Source organism: Bacillus sp. 005/A4HT-01/001 (assembly GCF_004634445.1).
GTDB classification, from domain to species: Bacteria; Bacillota; Bacilli; order Bacillales; family Bacillaceae; genus Bacillus; species Bacillus altitudinis.
Map to the genome: position 1 here is coordinate 64,593 of NZ_SEIZ01000003.1, position 18,620 is coordinate 83,212.

The 18,620-nt window shown below is 41.9% G+C and carries 16 protein-coding genes; 12 read left to right on the top strand and 4 right to left on the bottom strand.

All coding sequences use genetic code 11. The annotated features are described in order from the left end of the window. The first annotated feature begins 79 nt into the window (after window positions 1–79). Genes ES896_RS09985 through ES896_RS09995 form a run of 3 tightly spaced genes read left to right on the top strand, consistent with a single transcriptional unit; the run spans window position 80 to window position 3,901 of the window. A complete protein-coding gene (locus tag ES896_RS09985) occupies window positions 80–1,597 on the top strand; it encodes a phytoene desaturase family protein (protein ID WP_135226762.1) in 1,518 nt (505 codons plus the stop codon). Beyond that, window positions 1,594–3,069 (top strand): phytoene desaturase family protein, encoded by a 1,476-nt coding sequence (locus tag ES896_RS09990; protein ID WP_135226763.1) that lies wholly within the window; start codon window positions 1,594–1,596, stop codon window positions 3,067–3,069. The genes ES896_RS09985 and ES896_RS09990 overlap by 4 nt, the downstream gene beginning before the upstream one ends. Continuing rightward, on the top strand, window positions 3,062–3,901 hold the full coding sequence (locus ES896_RS09995) for a phytoene/squalene synthase family protein (RefSeq protein ID WP_135226764.1): 840 nt from the start codon (window positions 3,062–3,064) through the stop codon (window positions 3,899–3,901). Before ES896_RS09990 ends, ES896_RS09995 begins: the two co-directional genes overlap by 8 nt. A gap of 81 nt (window positions 3,902–3,982) precedes the next feature. Here the strand turns inward: ES896_RS09995 and ES896_RS10000 are convergent, their stop codons facing one another. Next, complete coding sequence (locus ES896_RS10000; RefSeq protein WP_019743129.1) at window positions 3,983–5,359, bottom strand: MATE family efflux transporter; 1,377 nt, start codon at window positions 5,357–5,359, stop codon at window positions 3,983–3,985. Between the two features lie 113 nt (window positions 5,360–5,472). Here ES896_RS10000 and ES896_RS10005 point away from each other — a divergent pair, with 113 nt between their 5' ends. From ES896_RS10005 to ES896_RS10015, 3 genes are all read left to right on the top strand, one after another. Continuing rightward, window positions 5,473–6,339, top strand: coding sequence for an AraC family transcriptional regulator (locus tag ES896_RS10005; protein ID WP_035392474.1), 867 nt, complete (start codon window positions 5,473–5,475; stop codon window positions 6,337–6,339). 14 nt (window positions 6,340–6,353) lie between these two features. Beyond that, window positions 6,354–6,914: a GNAT family N-acetyltransferase gene (locus ES896_RS10010; protein WP_035392472.1), complete on the top strand. Its 561-nt coding sequence runs from the start codon at window positions 6,354–6,356 to the stop codon at window positions 6,912–6,914. A gap of 63 nt (window positions 6,915–6,977) precedes the next feature. Then, window positions 6,978–7,253, top strand: coding sequence for a hypothetical protein (locus tag ES896_RS10015; protein WP_035392471.1), 276 nt, complete (start codon window positions 6,978–6,980; stop codon window positions 7,251–7,253). Between the two features lie 168 nt (window positions 7,254–7,421). On the opposite strand, the gene ES896_RS10020 is transcribed toward ES896_RS10015, so the two are convergent. Further along, complete coding sequence (locus tag ES896_RS10020; RefSeq protein ID WP_008348575.1) at window positions 7,422–7,958, bottom strand: serine O-acetyltransferase; 537 nt, start codon at window positions 7,956–7,958, stop codon at window positions 7,422–7,424. A 387-nt stretch (window positions 7,959–8,345) separates the two neighbouring features. Here ES896_RS10020 and ES896_RS10025 point away from each other — a divergent pair, with 387 nt between their 5' ends. Genes ES896_RS10025 through ES896_RS10050 form a run of 6 tightly spaced genes read left to right on the top strand, consistent with a single transcriptional unit; the run spans window position 8,346 to window position 16,656 of the window. Further along, a complete protein-coding gene (locus ES896_RS10025) occupies window positions 8,346–9,692 on the top strand; it encodes an aspartate aminotransferase family protein (RefSeq protein WP_035392469.1) in 1,347 nt (448 codons plus the stop codon). Continuing rightward, window positions 9,679–11,175: a pyridoxal phosphate-dependent decarboxylase family protein gene (locus tag ES896_RS10030; protein WP_035392468.1), complete on the top strand. Its 1,497-nt coding sequence runs from the start codon at window positions 9,679–9,681 to the stop codon at window positions 11,173–11,175. Before ES896_RS10025 ends, ES896_RS10030 begins: the two co-directional genes overlap by 14 nt. After that, window positions 11,172–12,953: an IucA/IucC family protein gene (locus tag ES896_RS10035; protein WP_135226765.1), complete on the top strand. Its 1,782-nt coding sequence runs from the start codon at window positions 11,172–11,174 to the stop codon at window positions 12,951–12,953. The genes ES896_RS10030 and ES896_RS10035 overlap by 4 nt, the downstream gene beginning before the upstream one ends. Beyond that, window positions 12,950–13,504 (top strand): GNAT family N-acetyltransferase, encoded by a 555-nt coding sequence (locus ES896_RS10040; RefSeq protein WP_007499091.1) that lies wholly within the window; start codon window positions 12,950–12,952, stop codon window positions 13,502–13,504. Before ES896_RS10035 ends, ES896_RS10040 begins: the two co-directional genes overlap by 4 nt. Then, complete coding sequence (locus tag ES896_RS10045; RefSeq protein WP_039167398.1) at window positions 13,479–14,828, top strand: lysine N(6)-hydroxylase/L-ornithine N(5)-oxygenase family protein; 1,350 nt, start codon at window positions 13,479–13,481, stop codon at window positions 14,826–14,828. Before ES896_RS10040 ends, ES896_RS10045 begins: the two co-directional genes overlap by 26 nt. Before the next feature lie 13 nt (window positions 14,829–14,841). Continuing rightward, entirely contained in the window at window positions 14,842–16,656 is a 1,815-nt protein-coding gene (locus ES896_RS10050) for an IucA/IucC family protein (RefSeq protein ID WP_135226766.1), read from the top strand. Window positions 16,657–16,701: 45 nt separating this feature from the next. On the opposite strand, the gene ES896_RS10055 is transcribed toward ES896_RS10050, so the two are convergent. Both ES896_RS10055 and ES896_RS10060 read right to left on the bottom strand, forming a co-directional pair. Beyond that, the gene (locus tag ES896_RS10055) at window positions 16,702–17,559 is read right to left on the bottom strand and encodes a GNAT family N-acetyltransferase (protein WP_135226767.1); all 858 of its coding nucleotides are present in this window, start codon (window positions 17,557–17,559) and stop codon (window positions 16,702–16,704) included. A gap of 97 nt (window positions 17,560–17,656) precedes the next feature. Beyond that, entirely contained in the window at window positions 17,657–18,592 is a 936-nt protein-coding gene (locus ES896_RS10060) for a hypothetical protein (RefSeq protein ID WP_041507476.1), read from the bottom strand. Window positions 18,593–18,620: the final 28 nt, after the last annotated feature.

The window sequence follows — 18,620 nt, forward strand, 5'->3', positions numbered from 1 at the left end:
AGAGCACATCAAAAGTTGATCTAACCGCTCCAATTTGTATAATTAACTTAAAGTGAATTAATTTGGAGGAAAAAGGATAATGAAAATCATTGTGATCGGAGCAGGACCAGGGGGACTTGCAGCAGCTATGATGTTGCAAAGCAAAGGACATGATGTTCATATATATGAAAAACAGTCCTTTGTTGGCGGACGTAACTCTAAGTTTCAACTTGGTGATTTCACGTTTGATACAGGTCCTACTTTTCTCAGTATGATTCATATTGCAGAGGAACTATTCACCTTTGCCGGTAAAAATCTCTATGATTATATAGATGTGATTGAATTAAAAGAAATGTATAGGTTAATCTTTCAAGATGAGAAGCTTGATATGATTCGAGATCGAGACGAAATGTACAAACGACTAGAAGCCTTTGCACCTGGTGAGGGCGAGGGGTATGTACGTTTTATGAATGATACAAAACGAAAAATGGACCGCCTAACGCCGATTCTACAAAGTAAAATGGATCGTTTCCATCATTATTTGCGTCCAAAAGTCATCAAAGCACTTCCTCAGCTCTCATTAAATAAAAGCTTATATGATGTGCTGTCGGATTATTTCTCAAATGAATCAGTGAAATATGCCTTTACATTCCAATCAAAATATTTAGGGATGTCACCTTGGGAATGCCCAGGAGCGTTCTCAATTCTTTCCTTTATGGAGCATGACACAGGCGTTTATCATCCGAAAGGCGGAGTGAATCAGCTGTCAGAAGCGATGGCAAAGGCAGCTGTTGAATCTGGGGCTACCCTTCATCTATCAACTGGAGTTGAGAAGTTGCTGACGGAGGGCAGGAAAGTGAAGGGCATTCGCTTAGAAACTGGTGAAGAAATACAGGCAGATGAGGTCGTCGTAAATGGTGATTTTGCACACGTGATGACAAAGCTTGTAGAGCCGGGTCTTTTAAAGAAATATAGCGAGAAGAAACTGAAAAAGAAAAAATTCTCATGCTCCACCTTTATGCTGTACCTAGGTTTAGATACGATATATGATGAGCCGCATCATACCATCGTTTTTTCCGATGACTATGCGAAGTTCGTCAAAGAGATTACGAAAACCTTTGAGCTGCCGGATGATCCGTCCATTTATATTCAAAATGCAAGTGTGACAGATGATTCGCTTGCGCCAAAAGGCAAGTCCGCTCTTTATGTGTTAGCACCCGTTGCCAATAATCAAAGCGGTATTGACTGGGAAGCGTATCAAGAAGAATTTAGAGAGCTTGTGCTGGATACACTGGAGCGGAAAACGGGCTTTAAGAATATCAGGCAGCATATTGAAGTCGAGCGGATGATCACGCCGAAGCATTGGGAAGAAGAGCTGTACGTGTATGAAGGAGCTACATTTAATCTTGGTCATCAGTTGACGCAGATGATGGTACTCAGGCCGCATAATGAATTTGATGAGTTGAAACACTGCTGGCTCGTTGGTGGAGGAACCCACCCGGGCAGCGGATTGCCAACCATTTTAGAATCAGCGCGTATTACGACAAATGCGATTTTGTCAAAAGAGAAACATACGCATAAAAGAGTGCCACATCAAGAAAAGGGGAGCGCCTCATGAAAAAACATATATTGATTGCTGGCGGCGGTATTGGCGGAATGATCTCAGCCCTCTATTTAAAAAAAGCTGGACATGATGTCACCCTTGTTGAAAAAAATGAACGGCTCGGCGGGAGACTTGCTTTTGTACGTGAGAAAGGATATAAAGTAGATGAAGGTCCGACCATTGTCCTACTTCCTGATATGTTAAAAGGCATTTTACATGACGTAGGCATTGATGAAACATCTCTTGATCTCTTGCAGCTCGATCCGCTGTATACGATCCACTATCAAGATGGAACCTCCTATACGAAATACTCTGATACACTGCGACAACTAGAAGAAATCAAACGTGTATTTCCAAAGGAAGAACAGGGATATTTAACATTTATGCAAGAAATGACGGATCGGTTTCAAGAAGGGCAGGAAGCTTTTCTAGAAAAATCATTTCATGAAAAACGAACCTTTTTTACAAAAGCGAACATGAAGATTTTAATGAAATTAAAAGCATATCGAACCGTTCAAAGTTCTCTCAAAAAATATTTTTCAGATGAGCGCCTCCGAGATGCATATGCACTTCAAACCCTCTATGTCGGAGGAAATCCGTATGAAGCATCCGCCATTTATTCGCTTGTTTCATATAGTGAGCACGCACACGGAATTTACTATTTAAAAGGCGGATATGCGAGTTTAGTAGATATATTGGAGAGACAGCTCTTAAAGACGGGTGTACGCATAAGAAAAAGTGAAGAAGTCGCACAATTTGAGTTTGAGGGGAAACGTGTGGTCAAGGCAAAAATAAATGATGAACACATAGCAGCTGATGCATTTGTGATGAACGGAGATTATCCAGCGGCGTTAAAACAGCTTGGTTTAGGTGAACAAGACCGGCGTAAATACGTTCCATCCTCCGGCTGCGTGATGGTGTATCTAGGGTTAAACAAAGTATACGATGAAGCACCTGTTCATCAATTTTTCATGGGAGAACACTTTGATCAGCATATGAGAGAGGTGTTCCAAACGAAAACGATACCTCAAGATCCATCATTTTATACTTTTAATCCATCGACCATCGATCCATCCCTTGCCCCAGAAGGCAGCAGTGTCCTATATATGCTCATTCCTGTTCCATCAGGAGATCACATCAATTGGGAACAAGAGACAGACTTTGTGGATAAAATGGTGGAGCGTCTTGAGAAAAGAGGCTTTCCACAGCTGCGAGAGGCGGTTGTCTGGAAAAAGGTGAGAACACCGAATGATTCAATGCGAGAAGGATTGTTTGAAGGCGGCAGCTTTGGCCTCGCTCCTAATTTGTTTCAATCAGGTGTGTTTCGCCCACAAGTAAAGGTTGCAGATGTAGACAATCTATATGCGGTAGGTGCATCCATCCATCCCGGCGGCGGGGTACCGATCGTGATGCAAAGTGCAAAGCTCATGGCTTCTGTACTGCTTAAAGAGCTGAACAACAGAAAGGAAGTGAAGCTAAGTGGTTGATGTGCAAACAGCATTGAAAATATGTGAAGAGACCATTCAAACCCATTCAAAAACGTTTTATCGTGCCTTTTCCATGCTGCCTAAAAAGAAAAGACAGGCTGTTTGGGCCGTATATTCTTTTTGTAGGAGAGCGGATGACATTGTAGATGAGTCTCCTTCACCAAAGGAAGAACTGGCGTCTTTTCAGGAGGCATTTAATCGTTTCTTGCAAGGAGAAGTAGATCGTGATGATCCAATGTGGGTGGCGCTGGAGTATACATTTCAACAGTTTCGTATGGATGAATCCCCATTCCGTGACCTGCTGCGAGGACAGGAGATGGATTTAGAGCAACATCGATATGAAACGTTAGATGAACTGCTCATCTATTCCTATCATGTCGCAAGTACAGTTGGATTAATGCTGCTTCCGATCATTGCACCGCGTAAAAAAGAACAGCTAAAAGAAGCAGCGATTTCCCTTGGGATTGGCATGCAGTTGACCAATATTCTTCGAGACATTGGTGAGGATAAGGCGGAAAGGAACCGCATTTATTTGCCAAAACAAGTCATGGATCAATTTGGGTATACAGAGCAAGAATTACAAGAAGGGATCGTCAATCAAGCCTTCCAGCATGTATGGGAATATATTGCTTTTGAGGCAGAGGCGTACTATGAGGAATTTTTTGACCATCTCCATGAATTCCCACTTTATTCAAGGATATCAGTGAAAGCAGCTGCTCACTTTTATAAGGCTATTTTAGATAAAACTAGAGAAAACGAATACTGCGTCTTTACGAAGCGGTCATATATTTCAACACAAGAAAAAGCACTTATTTTAGAAGATATTACGTAATGAGAAGAAGACAAAGGGGTAAAATAAAGTTCATTTTAGCCCTTTGTCAACAATATGAAAGGACTGCACCCGCAGTCTTTTTTATGTGGAAGTAAATCGATACTCCGTCCACACCCTTGAACGCCACCGCCTATACATGAAGATACCTCTTACCCATTCATCCACGATAAAAGAAATCCAAACCCCGATAAGGCCCATTTCAAGTTGAATGCCTAATAAATAAGCGATCGGAAGGCCGATGCCCCACATTGAAATCATCGCCATATAGACTGGAAACTTCGCGTCACCAGCTGCCCGCAAGGAGTTGATGATGACCATATTAAAAGAACGTCCAGGCTCTAAAATAATCGTCAATATGAGGAGGAGACTCGCTATTTGAATGATCTCACTGTTGCTAGTGAAAAAAGTAAGTAAATGCGTCGATGATAAAGATAAAGCAGTAGAAGAAAGAAGCGAGATGGCAATGGCCCAGTATAAGCTTTTCATGCATCTTCGATAGGCCGCATCAAATTCTTTCGCCCCGATCAGGCGCCCAATTAAGATTTGTGTTCCTTGGCTAATGGCAGCACCAAATAACATAATGAACATCATCAAATTCTGGGTATAGACTTTTGCTGCCAGTGCTTGCGTGCCCATAAATGTGATAAACAGCGTAATAATCATTTGCGAGCCATTATAAGAAAGTTGTTCTCCAGCAGAAGGAATGCCGATTTTTAGCAGTTTTTTTAAATGCGTTCGCTGGATGTAAAACATTCGCTTGAATGAAAACCGCAATCCAATGCGGTGTCGAACAATGAGTATCATGGCTGTAAGACCGATCAACCGTGCAAATGATGTGGAAAGAGCGACACCCATGACACCTAATACAGGGAAGCCAAATGGTCCGAAGATCACCAAATAATTACCAGCAACATTTAACAGGTTCATACCGATGGTGACATACATCGTATCTCTCGTGAATCCATAGCTTTTTAAAATAGCACTATAGGTCATAATGAGCGCCTGAATAAAAGAAAGCAGGCCGACAATCTGTAAAAAGACGGTTGCATCTGGCATGAGCTCGCTTGATAATCCCATCATATGCAGGATAGGCACAGCTAACACAAACATAAGAAGACTGATCACAAAGCTAATGAGGAAGTTGGTGCCTAGTGATACATAGGCAACTTGGGTCGCTTCCTGCTTGCGGCTCGCTCCTAAAAGCTGCGCAATGACAATCGTCGTCCCAGTCGTAATGAAGCTGAACATCACAATCAATAGATTTAATAGCTGATTGCTTACCCCTACTGCGGCAACACTATTGTCAGAATACTGGCTGAGCATCAGTGTATCTGCGCTCCCCATCAGCATATATAAAGAGATTTCGATAAAAATAGGCCAAGTTAATGCAAATAATGAAGGGTGGGATTTTTCACTTTTGGCTTGAACCTTTTGTATTGTCAGTGCTTGTGGTTTCATCACATCACCTTCTTTCGTATAAATCCGATTTATAGTGTACCTTGCATCGACTATAATAAGAAGAGATGAAACCGAAACTTATTGGAGAAATCCGACTTCATAAGGGGATGAATATGGGTCCGTTTATTACATTTACTGTACCGCCATTTCCAGTCTATATTGCTTCAGGCAAAGGTGTATTCCACCCAGGAGAACGACATATCTCCAGAATTTTCACCGTATTTGATCTTCTTTATGTCACGAAAGGTGAACTGTGGATCACAGAAGACGAGGTGCCTCATCACGTAAAAGAAGGAGAATATATCATCTTATCACCGGGACTTGCCCATGGTGGACATCTGCCATGCAAAGAAGAAACACTTTATGAGTGGCTGCATTTTTCAATTGATTCATTTGAGTTTACAGATCGGCCGAGAGAACACTGGTTTGACATGAAGCAAAATCAAGCCACTTTTGAAAAAGCAGCAAGCTATGAATTTCGTCTGCCCCGAAAAGGAAAAGTGAAAGGGGAAAGCGTGCTACAGAAGCATCTTTCAGCGATGCGCGCTTTAAATGATGATGCGTCTGAACTTCAGCTCAAAAAGCAGCTTCAATTTGAGGAAATGCTCATTCATTTACAAAAAGAAGCATTTCATATTCCAAGTGCAAAGGAGACTGTCGCTTCAGAAGTGGTTCACTATCTTGAACGTCATTTTACACAAAAATTACAGATGGAGAAGCTGGCAGAGATTCTTCATTATCATCCTGATTACATGACAAGGTGCATGCAGACCGTGTACGGACTGACGCCGAGCCAGTACATCAATCGACTCAAAATTGAAAAAGCCAAAAGCCTGCTTGCTTCAACGAATGAAAAAATAGCTCTCATTGCAGAACATGTAGGCATTGATGACCCAACGTATTTTTCAAAGCTGTTTCGGCAAAATGAAGGCATGACGCCTATCGAGTATCGTCATCTTGCTAAAAGAACGACAAAGTAAAGGAACGTGAACAGATGAAAGGAAAAAAAGAAGAGATTGTGAGCATACGTCCATTAGACGAAACCGATTTAGAAGTGGTATGGCATTTAAGGTTTAAAGCACCAGACCAGGCCTATCGAAAGTGGAATGCACCGTATTTTATTGAACATGACATATCGCTTGCTGCATTTAAAAAACGCTATTTACAGGATGATTCTGTCCTGCCAAAACTATTTGGCATTGATGTCGGAGGTGAATTAAAGGGCACAGTTTCTTATTATTGGGAGAATGAGCGCACACGTTGGCTGGAGTGCGGGATTCTTATTTATGACTCACGTTTTTGGAATGGGGGCGTTGGAACGAAGGCATTGCGTCTATGGATCGATGAACTCTTTTCACACATTGATATTCCACGCATCGGTCTGACCACCTGGTCTGGAAATGAACGCATGATGCGTTGCGCAGAGAAATGCGGGTTTATCCTTGAGGGAAGACTGCGTAAGGTTCGTTACTATCAAGGGGAATATTATGATTCGATGCGGTATGGGATGCTGAGAGAAGAATGGCAAAGCCTTCCGAATCATTCATTTGAATAGTTGTTTTTAAGATTAGGAAAAAAGTATAGTAAGATTCAATAAATTGAAAAAGAAGGGTGGCGGATGAATGTGAAATGGATTACAGGTTGGTTTGTATCCATCTTAGTCGCAATCTACCTATTCGTTGATGCACCAAAACACGGGAAAAATAAATGGTTATGGGCTATCTTAGGTCTTTTACTCGGGCTCTTCACACTTGGAATATATCTCATTCAAACAGGAAGAAAAGGGTTGGGCTGGACAGTACTGATTGTGTCCATTTTCATCTATGCGATTGCCATCCTCGTCTTTGTCTTGTACTTTCTCATGCTGGTCTTCGGGTACTCCAACGCAAATTAGAGAGTACGGCTGTGGCGATTTGTTTCACTTCAAGTTGCTACCGATTGATGGTTTGATTGCGCCAAAGCATCTTAGGATAAATGGTGATGGGGCTCGGGCAGGATGATCCTCATGTTTATCCATCTTATTTTATCTCATGTGGCTCACTGCTTTGGTCAAGTAAGTCCTTCATAAAGAAGGGCTTTTTTCTTTTATTTTTTGAGCAGGGACACCTGCAATGACAATCCGCTCTTCATGAAAGGAGCGATTCACTACTGCATTTGCTCCGATGGAAATATGATTCGCAATATAAATATTTCCAAACAGTTTAGCGCCAGGGCCGATCCATACATGATCTCCAATGACGGGCACATCTTTTTCATGATGGTTTTGACCGATATTCACGCCTTGATGAATATCACAAAACGATCCGATTTTGGCGTGCTTGTTCACAATCAACAGCCCAGTATGGTTGATTCTGAGCCCAGGTCCAAATACACCAATTGGGATATCAAAGCCAAGCTGCATGCCTTTCTTTTTATGTAAGTAACGATAAAACCATTTGCGTAACGTAGCACCGCTATTCGTATAGTACTCATATTTTCGTAAATATCTTTGATATTTCCAAATATCATCCCCAAGCCACTTTGGTCTTTTTCGATTGATGGCAAGTGCTTTCTGATCTTGTGCCAAGTAGTGGTGAAGGTCATGCTTCGTTAAAATCATCAGATCTCCCTCGATTCCCTTTCGTTTCAGAGAAATTATACCATCATAACCATTTATATCAAGATAAAATAACGTTCATTTTTTGTTTTACTGCATTCATTTCATTCGGCCGTCGCGTATCAAGCAAGGGAGCTACAACGCATAGAGCAAAAGAACCAGGAGAATTGTTTTGTAATTTTTTTCAATATTTTTCATACTCAAACGTTACATCGCCCTTATGGCTGTAGATGTTTGTAAAAAATACACGAAATTACTCGTTAAAAAGAGAATATAGCATTCATATGCTTTTAGAATCATCTTTTTGAATACAATTGACTTTCGTATCTTACATCCTCTAGGCTAGTAAATGAAAATGATAATCTTTATCAATTGGAGGAGTGTTTTATTATGTCCATCAAAACCGTTTCTAAAAATCAGCAATTTTTAGAGCAACAAAGTCAAAGAGAATCTAATGCAAGGTCTTACCCGAGACGGTTCCCATTAGCCATGCAAAAAGCCGAAGGTATGATCGTGACAGATGCAGATGGTAGAGAATTTTATGACTGCCTAGCAGGTGCAGGAACACTTGCCCTTGGTCACAATCACCCGGTTGTTATAGATGCTATTGAACGTATGCTTCATGAAAAAAGACCGTTGCATACGCTGGACATCACTTCAGAGATTAAAGAAGAATTTGTGAATGAGATTTTTTCTCACTTGCCAGAAGAGTTTGCAAAAAGAGCAAAAATTCAATTTTGTGGACCAACTGGTGGTGATGCTATAGAAGCAGCAATTAAATTAGTCAAGACAGCGACGGGAAATCGTTCCATTCTATCATTCCACGGAGCATATCATGGTGCTACACATGGCACGATGTCATTAAGCGGCAACTTATCGCCAAAAGAAAAAGTACAAGGATTAATGCCAGATGTTCACTTCCTGCCTTATCCATATGAATACCGCTGCCCATTTGGAATCGGCGGTAAAGACTCACATCGCATTTCCAGTTCTTATATTGAGCGTGTATTAAATGATCCTGAGAGTGGAATTCTCCCGCCAGCAGGCATGATCTTTGAAGCGGTGCAAGGGGAGGGCGGCTCCATCCCGGCATCAATTGAATGGATACAAGAAATGAGACGAATCACAAAAGAAAAAGGAATTCCACTTATTATTGATGAGGTTCAATCAGGCATCGGCCGAACTGGTAAGATGTTTGCCTTTGAACATGCTGGTATTGTGCCAGATGTCATTGTGTTATCAAAAGCAATTGGGGGAAGCCTGCCACTATCCGTTGTGATTTATGACAAAGACTTAGATCAATGGAATCCAGGTGCACACATTGGCACGTTTAGAGGAAATCAAATGGCGATGGCAGCTGGAACTGCTACGCTTAAATATATAAAAGAAACCAATCTGCTTGATCATGTAGAAGCGCTTGGTCAGCGTATGCAGGCCAATCTAAAAGACATTCAAAAACAAGTGCCTGCTCTCGGTGATGTGCGAGGAAGAGGATTAATGATTGGTGTTGAAGTTGTGAATCCAGATGAGAAACAGGATGTGGACGGCAGTTATCCAGCAAATCCAGAGCTAGCCAGTCTCATTCAAAAGAATTGTTTTGATAAAGGCTTAATTGTGGAGACAGGAGGCCGTTTTGGAAGTGTGATTCGATTCTTACCGCCTTTGACCATGACAGAAGAACAGCTTGAAAAAGTCATCACGATTTTTAAAGAGGCAGTTTACGATGCAGTCAACTAAACCATCTGTCGATTCATTATTTATTCAACAAAGCCAGCTTGGGAGGGAGTCCTTCCAAGCGGCTCTCTACACATCCATCGACAGCTTACTGGCAGAGTGGCAAACAAGCAGAGGACCGTATAGCGGAATATTGCCTGGGAAATTAGCGACTCATGTCGAATCGTTATTCCAGATTCAACCGGCTGGTGAATCCATTGAGTCTGTTTTTCAAGATATAAAAAATCACCTTTTACCGCATTTGGTTGATGTGTCACATCCTAAATGCCTGGCACATTTGCATTGCCCACCTCTTATCCCTGCTCTGGCAGCAGAGGTGATCGTAAGTTCCTTTAACCAATCAATGGATTCCTTTGATCAAAGCGGCATTGCATCTTTGGTTGAGGAGGAAATCCTCAAGTGGTTATGTGAAAAGTTTTCTTATGGAGAACGAGCAGATGGGACCTTTACGAGCGGTGGAACCCAATCTAACTACATGGGACTGCTTTTAGCAAGAGATGCATTTTGTGAAAACACTTGGCAATGGAATGTACAGCAGAAAGGGTTGCCGAGCGAGGCAAATCGTATGCGGATTCTTTGCTCCAAGAATGCCCACTTCACTGTAAAAAAATCAGCATCTCAGCTAGGTTTAGGTGAACAGGCTGTTGTGTTAGTTGAGACAGACGAACATCACCGAATGGACCTGCATGATTTGCAGAAGAAGCTTATGGAGCTTAAGGAGCAGGATTTGCTTCCATTTGCAGTCGTGGCGACTTGCGGGACAACTGATTTTGGCAGTATTGATCCTGTATGTGACATATATGACATGGTGAAGCCTTTTGGTTTGTGGATTCATGCAGATGCTGCTTATGGAGGAGCGCTTGTATTAAGCAAAACCTTCCGAGGAAAATTAGATGGCATCGAGCTTGCTGATTCGATCACAATCGACTTTCATAAGCAATTTTATCAGCCGATCTCCTGCGGGGCATTTCTACTAAAGGATAAAAGACATTTTGGTTTGATTGATTACCATGCAGATTATCTCAATCCAAAGGAAGATGAACTGGAAGGCATTCTGCATCTCGTGAATAAATCTGTTCAGACGACGCGCCGGTTTGATGCGCTAAAACTCCTTCTCTCTCTGCGTATGATTGGAGAAGAAGGATTTGCAAGTATCATTGACCATACCATCCATTTTGCGAAAGATGTGGCTACGTTGATTGAGAAAAATGATCATCTTGAGGTGATCAATCCTGATCCAGAAATCAATGCAGTCGTGTTTCGTTTTATAGATGATCATCAAGCAGAGGACATCAATAAAATCATTCATCGCACACTTTTCCAAACAGGAACGGCTGTCGTAGCAAAAACAGTAGCCGATGGTCAAACTTGCTTAAAATTCACTTTGTTAAATCCGAGAACGACTATTACACATATTGAGGAAATCCTTTCTGACATTGTTGATATCGGGATCGCTCATATTCAATCCGGGAGGGTACTACGTTGAGTCAATATAAACAAATGGCTGAAAATGCAACGATGCAAAGCTTTTTAAACTGTTTTTTACGTGAAACAGGAATTGATCGATCTGCAAAGAAAGAGACAAAAGCAGACGGCTCACTTGTATTTGTAGCAGCATTAGCAAAACAAGATCTTGAGCTTGTCATTCCGATTCGATATTTTTCGCCTGTAGGCCGTCATCTCTTTGATTTTCCCGTTCGCTTTCGCCCGCAAGGCAGTGAGCAACAGGGAACGATCGTCGATTACACCACACTTGTTGCTTTATGTTCAAAGGAACTTCTCATTGAATACGGCCGCACAGATGCAGAGGATGAGTTCATGCTTCGCATCATTTTAAGCTGCCGGAATATTGAACGATTCATCAGAGAGAGAGAAAGTGATCGAGCAGCTCTTTCTTCAGCTGATTTTGAATATATCGAAGCGGAGCAGTCACTTCTTCTTGGGCATTTAACGCATCCTACACCAAAAAGCAGACAAGGAATGACAGAAGAGGAGGAAGCGATTTATTCTCCTGAGCTGAAAGGCTCTTTCCAGCTTCATTACTTTAAAGCGCATCCGTCAATTGTGCTTCAGGATTCTTCTCTTTCAGAATCTGCGGCAAGTCTCATGTTTGAGGAGCTCATGCGCCAGATGCCGGAAGAAAAAGAGAGACTGACGACGTTAACAGAAGGCGGTGAATATGTCCTGATTCCGATTCATCCGCTACAAGTCCAAGTGGTCATGGAGAAAGCGTTCGTCAAGCGTTATATAGAGGACGGGATGCTGACGTATTTAGGGCCACTAGGGTCTGAATACACAGCGACATCTTCCTTTAGAACGGTCTATCAAAAAGACTCTGCGTACATGCTCAAATTCTCTGTCCCTGTAAAGATCACAAACTCTTTACGCGTTAACAAACAAAAGGAACTTGATCGCGGAGTTGAGATGTCTCGTATCTTAAAAACAGAATTAGGCGTTTCTTTATATGACAAATTCTCTGGATTCCGTGTGATTGAAGATCCTGCGTATCTATCTATTCAAGGGGATGAGACGGAATCTGGCTTTGAAGTCGTCATTCGTCAAAATCCATTTTTGCATCATGAAAAAGGGGCAAGCTTAATTGCAGGGCTATGTCAGGATCATGCATATGGAGAAAAATCACGCCTTTCAGGCATTATTCATGAACTAGCAGACGCTGAAGGCAGATCAACAGAAGATGTCAGCCGTGATTGGTTCACACAATATTTATCGATTGCGTTAGAGCCGATGCTTTGGCTGTTTGAAACGTATGGTCTTGCCCTTGAAGCCCATCAGCAAAATGCTGTCGTACAGCTAAAGAATGGATATCCGCACACATTCTATTATCGTGACAATCAAGGCTACTATTATAGTGAATCGAAAAAGGATCAGCTTGCGAAGCTTGTTCAAAACTTAAGCGTCAGAAGTGAAACCATTTGTGCAGACGATGTAGCAGTTGAGAGACTGCGTTACTATTTCTTCTTTAATCATTTGTTTGGTCTTGTGAATGGTTTTGGTACAGAGGGGCTTGCACAAGAAGAAGATTTATTAGCCCTGATTAGAGACACACTGCTTGCGCATGAAGAGACATATGGTGCATCTGAGCTGACGAACAGTCTTCTCCGGTCACAGGAGCTGCCTTCAAAAGCGAACTTACTCACTCGGTTTGAAGATATGGATGAGCTGACGGGTTCTTTAGAAACGCAATCCAGGTACACGCCTGTATTGAATCCCCTCTTTTTACATAAGGAGGCGCTGATTGGATGAGGCATCGAATTGGGTTCATTCGCGCTGAATATGAACGGGACGTCCAGCTTGTCCACAAGTGGATGCAAGAAGAGTATGTCCACCCATTTTGGCATTTGAATATTCCATTTCCTGCTTTTGAAAAGCACTTTTATCAGGCCATTCATGATCCGCATCAAACCCTTTATTTAGGAACCATTGATGGCACGCCGATGAGCTATTTTGAAGCATACAATGTGAAAGGGGATATCATTGAATCGTACTATGAGCCTTCTCCGCATGATCAAGGCATTCACCTGTTAATTGGAGAGCCAGATTATGTAGGGAAAGGATTTGCGGCTCCGCTGCTTCAAGCCATGACAGCATTTCAGTTTGAGCAGAACAAACGAACAGAAAAAATCGTGGCTGAGCCAGATATTCGGAACGAAAAAATGATTCATGTCTTTGAAAAGTGTGGATTCGAACGTGTGAAACCAGTCACTTTACCAGATAAAACAGGTCTTTTGATGTTTTGTCATCGAGATCGATTTGAAAGGAAGTATAACCATGACGCGGTTCAACAAGCAAAATAATGTAGTGGATGTCATTGGGATTGGCATTGGACCATTTAACCTAGGGCTTGCTGCATTATCTGAAGAAGTAGATGAAATTGACGCTTTGTTTTTTGAAAGAAGTGAAGCGTTCCACTGGCATCCAGGTATGCTCATTGAAGGGACAACACTTCAAGTCCCCTTTTTAGCGGATCTTGTCAGTATGGCAGATGTGAAAAGCAAATATAGCTTTCTCAACTATTTGCAGGAACAAAACCGTTTGTATTCATTTTACTTTCTAGAAGACTTCCATATCCCGCGCAAGGAATATAGTCATTATTGCCGCTGGGTCGCGGATCAATTAGATTCTTGCCGATTTGGCATGAATGTCGAATCTGTCTCCATCGTTGAAAAAGCTGGAGAAAAACGATATGAAGTGCATGTCCGTCATGTGAAAGATCAAACGGTAGAGGTGTTTGAAAGTAAGCATCTTGTTTTAGGTATCGGTACACAGCCTGCGGTACCAGCATCTCTTCAGCCAGCTTTAGGGGATCGGGTGTTTCATTCTGCTGATTACTTGAAACGAAAGAAAGAAGGCTGTTTTAAAGGAAAATCCGTGACGGTCATCGGTTCTGGTCAAAGTGCGGCAGAAGTATTCTATGACATTTTATCAGACGATGAGGCGAAGGATATTCATTGGTTTACACGCTCTAAAGGGTTTTTCCCAATGGAATATTCAAATTTGGGTCTTGAGTATTTCTCTCCAGACTATATTGATTTCTTTTATGAGCTTCCGCAGCCTAAAAAAGATGCGCTATTAAAGCAGCAAGATTTGCTGTATAAAGGCATCAGCTCAGCGATGATCCGAGATATTTATCACTTGCTTTATGAACGTTCTGCTTGCGGAGAGCAGCTGAACACCGTGCTGCAGGCGATGACGGAAGTCAATTTGATTGAGGAAACGAGGGACGGCTTATCGCTTTCATGCAATCAATGGGTCAAAGAGGAATCCTTTACGCATGAGACAGACATTGTCGTCTTGGCAACGGGCTATCAATCTGTATTACCGCCATTTATTGATCCGATTTCCCATCATATTCAGTGGGATCATCAAGGACGCTTCCAGGTTGAACGTGAATATCGATTGAAAACAAACACATTAGGTGAAAATGATATTTTTGTACAAAATGCAGAGCTTCATACACATGGAGTAGGCGCACCAGATTTAGGGCTAGGGGCGTACCGAAACAGTGTCATTATCAATGAACTGGCTCGTCGACCTGTGTATCCACTTTATCAAAAGCATGTTTTCCAGACATTCGGTACACATAAACACGCAAATACATTTGAAGAAATCAAAGGGTAAGGAGGATGAACCGATGAGTGTACAAGATGAATTGAAAAAAGCGGTCAATCCTGCTGCTTGGAAAAAAGCAAACCAACGAATGGTGGCAAAAATGCTGTCCGAATATATGTATGAGGATATGCTTCATCCCGTTCAGCTAGATCATCAGGATGGCATCGCCCAATATGAATTAATCATTCACGAACAGAAGAAATATCGTTATCTCGCAAAACCTCGTTTGTTTGATAGTTTTGATACGATTGCTGAATCGATCGAGTGCTGTCAAGACGGAACATGGACAAAGGATGTTAGTGCCATTGTGTTTTTACTAGACATTCAGCCAATCATCCCAATGTCTTCTGAAACAACTGGCCATCTGATCAAAGAGCTTCACCATACCTTGTTAGCGGATGTTCATTTGCTGTCGAAAAAAGCACTTCGTGCAGATGAGCTGACGGATACAGATTACGCATGGATTGAAGGCGAGATGACTGGTCATCCGTGGATCGTCTATAACAAAGGCCGTATTGGGTTCAGCTACGAAGATTACTTAGCCTATGCACCTGAAAGGCAGGAAAGTGTGCAGCTGTCTTGGATTGCTGTTCACCGAGAACTTGCGACATTCCATGCGGTCGATCATGAGAACTATGAGCACATCATTGCCAAAGAATTAGACGAAGTCACGATTCGTCAATTCCAACGTGTGTTAAAAGATGAAGGGCTGAATGCGGCTGATTATTATATGATGCCTGTTCATAAATGGCAGTGGACGCATATGATCATCCAGCATTTCCCCGAAGATTTGGCCATGCGCCGTATTGTGTATTTAGGAGAAGGGCTGGATCAATATATTCCACAGCAATCGATCAGAACCTTTACAAACATCTCAAATAAAGGCAAGCATCATATTAAACTGCCAATGAGTATTTTAAATACGCTAGTGTACCGGGGACTCCCATCAGAACGTACGGTGATTGCACCTCGTATTACAGCACATATTAAAGGAATCGCCGATCAAGACGCCTTTTTATCCGATGTATGCCGTTTGATTTTACCAGGTGAGAATGCGAGTATCAATGTTGATCATCCTTATTACAGCAAGCTACCTGGTGCGCCATATCAATACCTTGAAATGCTTGGGGTCATTTTTAGAGAAAGCATTTATACGTATTTAGATGAAGGGGAGAGCCCTGTTACGCTGGCGGCACTGACGTATGAAGATCATGAAGGCGAGCCTTATCTGAAGCAGCTCATTGAAAAATCGGGTCTGTCAGCAAAAGAATGGATGGCGTCATTCTTCCATGTTGTCATGCCGCCGCTTCTGCACTTTATGTATCAATATGGCACGGTGTTTTCACCGCACGGACAAAATACAATTCTTGTATTAAAAGATCACAAGCCGCATCGTTTGGCCATCAAAGATTTTGTTGATGATGTGAACATTAGTGATCAACCGCTGCCTGAATTGGCTTCATTAGAAGAAGATCTAAAGGAAGTGCTGCGTAGTGAGCCGCCTGAGGGTCTTGTACAATTTATTTTTACGGGTCTGTTTATTTGCAATCTTCGTTACGTGTCAAATGTGTTAGACAATCACAATCTGTTAGATGAAACGACGCTTTGGCGCTTGCTTGCAGAAGAAATTCAGCAGTATCAAAAGCAATTTCCACAGCTAAAAGATCGTTTTGCTTTATTTGATCTATTCCAGCCTCAGCTGACAAAGCTTTGCTTAAACCGTAATCGCATGATTGATTATGGCTATGGAGATGGAGATGACCGGCCGCATGCATCAGAGCATGGCAAGGTCACAAATGCACTCGCTCAAGTTCTTTCATCCGTAGGCGAAAAATAAAAAAGAAAAGCTGTAGACAACATCTGTCTACAGCTTTTTAATTTTTTATGAAAATGCTTGTGAGGCCAGGAAATAGAGAAGCGCCGGATCATTCTGCTTTTCGTTCCCGCGAATCATCATAAAATGTGCGACGTTTGTTTTCGTAAATCCTGCTTCTACAAGTGATGCATGCAGGCGTTCAGCTGTTTCTTCCTGCATATCTATACGAAAGGCGCCAGAATAAGACGTGAGAAGTGATTGAATGAGTGATAGCGCCGTTTGTTCATCGTTTGCTGCAAGCGGGCCAATCATCAGATTAGCTGGTGTTTCCACACCAAACGCGAAGCCGGTGATTTCGTGGTGTTCATCCTTTGCGATCAGTTTAAATGCTGCTCGCTCCATTCGTTTTATTAAGAAGTTTGATCGATTGGTTCCTGCGCCTTTTTCATCCAGTCTTTCAATAGACGGGAGGTGCGTTTCATCAGCGGGAAAAAGATGAATCTGATGTGACACGTGAAGCGCACTAGGATTTGTTTTTTGTGCTTTGTATGTATGAATATAACCGGCTGTCTGAAAGCCGATTTTTTCATAGACTGGCTGTCCTTGTACAGTAGCCGTTAAAACGACAGGGACACTTGGATCACTATGACGAAGCAGTGTGTCAATCATTTGACGGGCAAGACCGAGGCCTCGATGTGTCTCAGATACAATGACCGCTCCAATTGATGCCACACTGTCATACTGAAAAAGTCCAGCGCATGAAATGACTTGTCCGTCAGTTGTTGTAAAACCGGTAAAATGTCCATTTGTTAAAAGAGATGTGAGCTCTTCCGCATTGTAATCAGGCCAATCGACCTCTTTTGACAATGCGACAAGGTCTGGTATGTCATCAAGGGTTAAAGATCGTTGAATAACGTTTGGCAATACACGCAACTCCTTCTTAGCTGATTTCTCTCTATGTATCGTACCATAAGAACGCATAAGAAAAAGGAAAAGGGGATACCTTTTCCTTTTGTCTAGTTTAATAATTGAGGTCACGGTTGTATTCATATTCAAAGGTGAGCTGTAAGTTCTTAATTGAGACAACGCCTACTTTGATTAACCGTCCACCGATCAATTGAGGAACCTCGGTTGCATTAAAAGAAACAAAAAAGCGGTCTTTTGCTGGCACTTGACTTGTTTTATAAGAAGAGATGTCAACTTTTTGACCGTTCCAAGGTACGTTCACTGTTCCGCCTTTTAAGGAAGAGACGGTGAATACATAATTATATGCATTTGTACTACCTTTTTCAGCTTCTAATGACAGTCCAGTGACAACGGCATCCTGCGGCAAGCTGCTTAAATCAAAAGAAGAGTTGGGAGATCCGGCTTCATTGAAACTATTCAATGTGGCAGGTGATCCATATCGTTTCGTTGTGCCTTTTTCAATACTTTTATCAAAGACAATACGATACATGTTGTCCTCTTCATTTAATAATTGCTTTGGTTTGACGGCTAAATAGTAGTCAGTACTGGCGGCAATTTTCGGCATATGGATGATTTCATTTTGGTTGTTTGTCCGCACAGAGGAAGACACGAGTGACCCGCTCTGATTGTAAAGATAAAGATCGAAATCATTTCCAGCTTTCACATTGACGAGTTTGATAGAAAAGCGGCCATCTGCTCCATCAAATTTAGAGCTGGTGAACCGATAAAAATCAATGTCATTCATAGAAGAGATACTGCCTTCGTGATATAAATAGGTCTTGTTTAGATGAAGAGAGTGCTGTAAAAATTGAGCTTTTTCCATCGTATCATTGTTTGCATAATCACTGTCTGGATACAGATGCTCCAATTCTTCTGTATAATATTTTGTTTGTTTCGTAGACGTTTCACTTGCTTGAGCAGGTGATTGGAAAAGAGGGCTAGCGATAAAGAGGCCTGTAAGCAATAAAACCCCGATCTTCTTTTTGAACATGACAAACATCTCCTTTTAAGTAAATGAC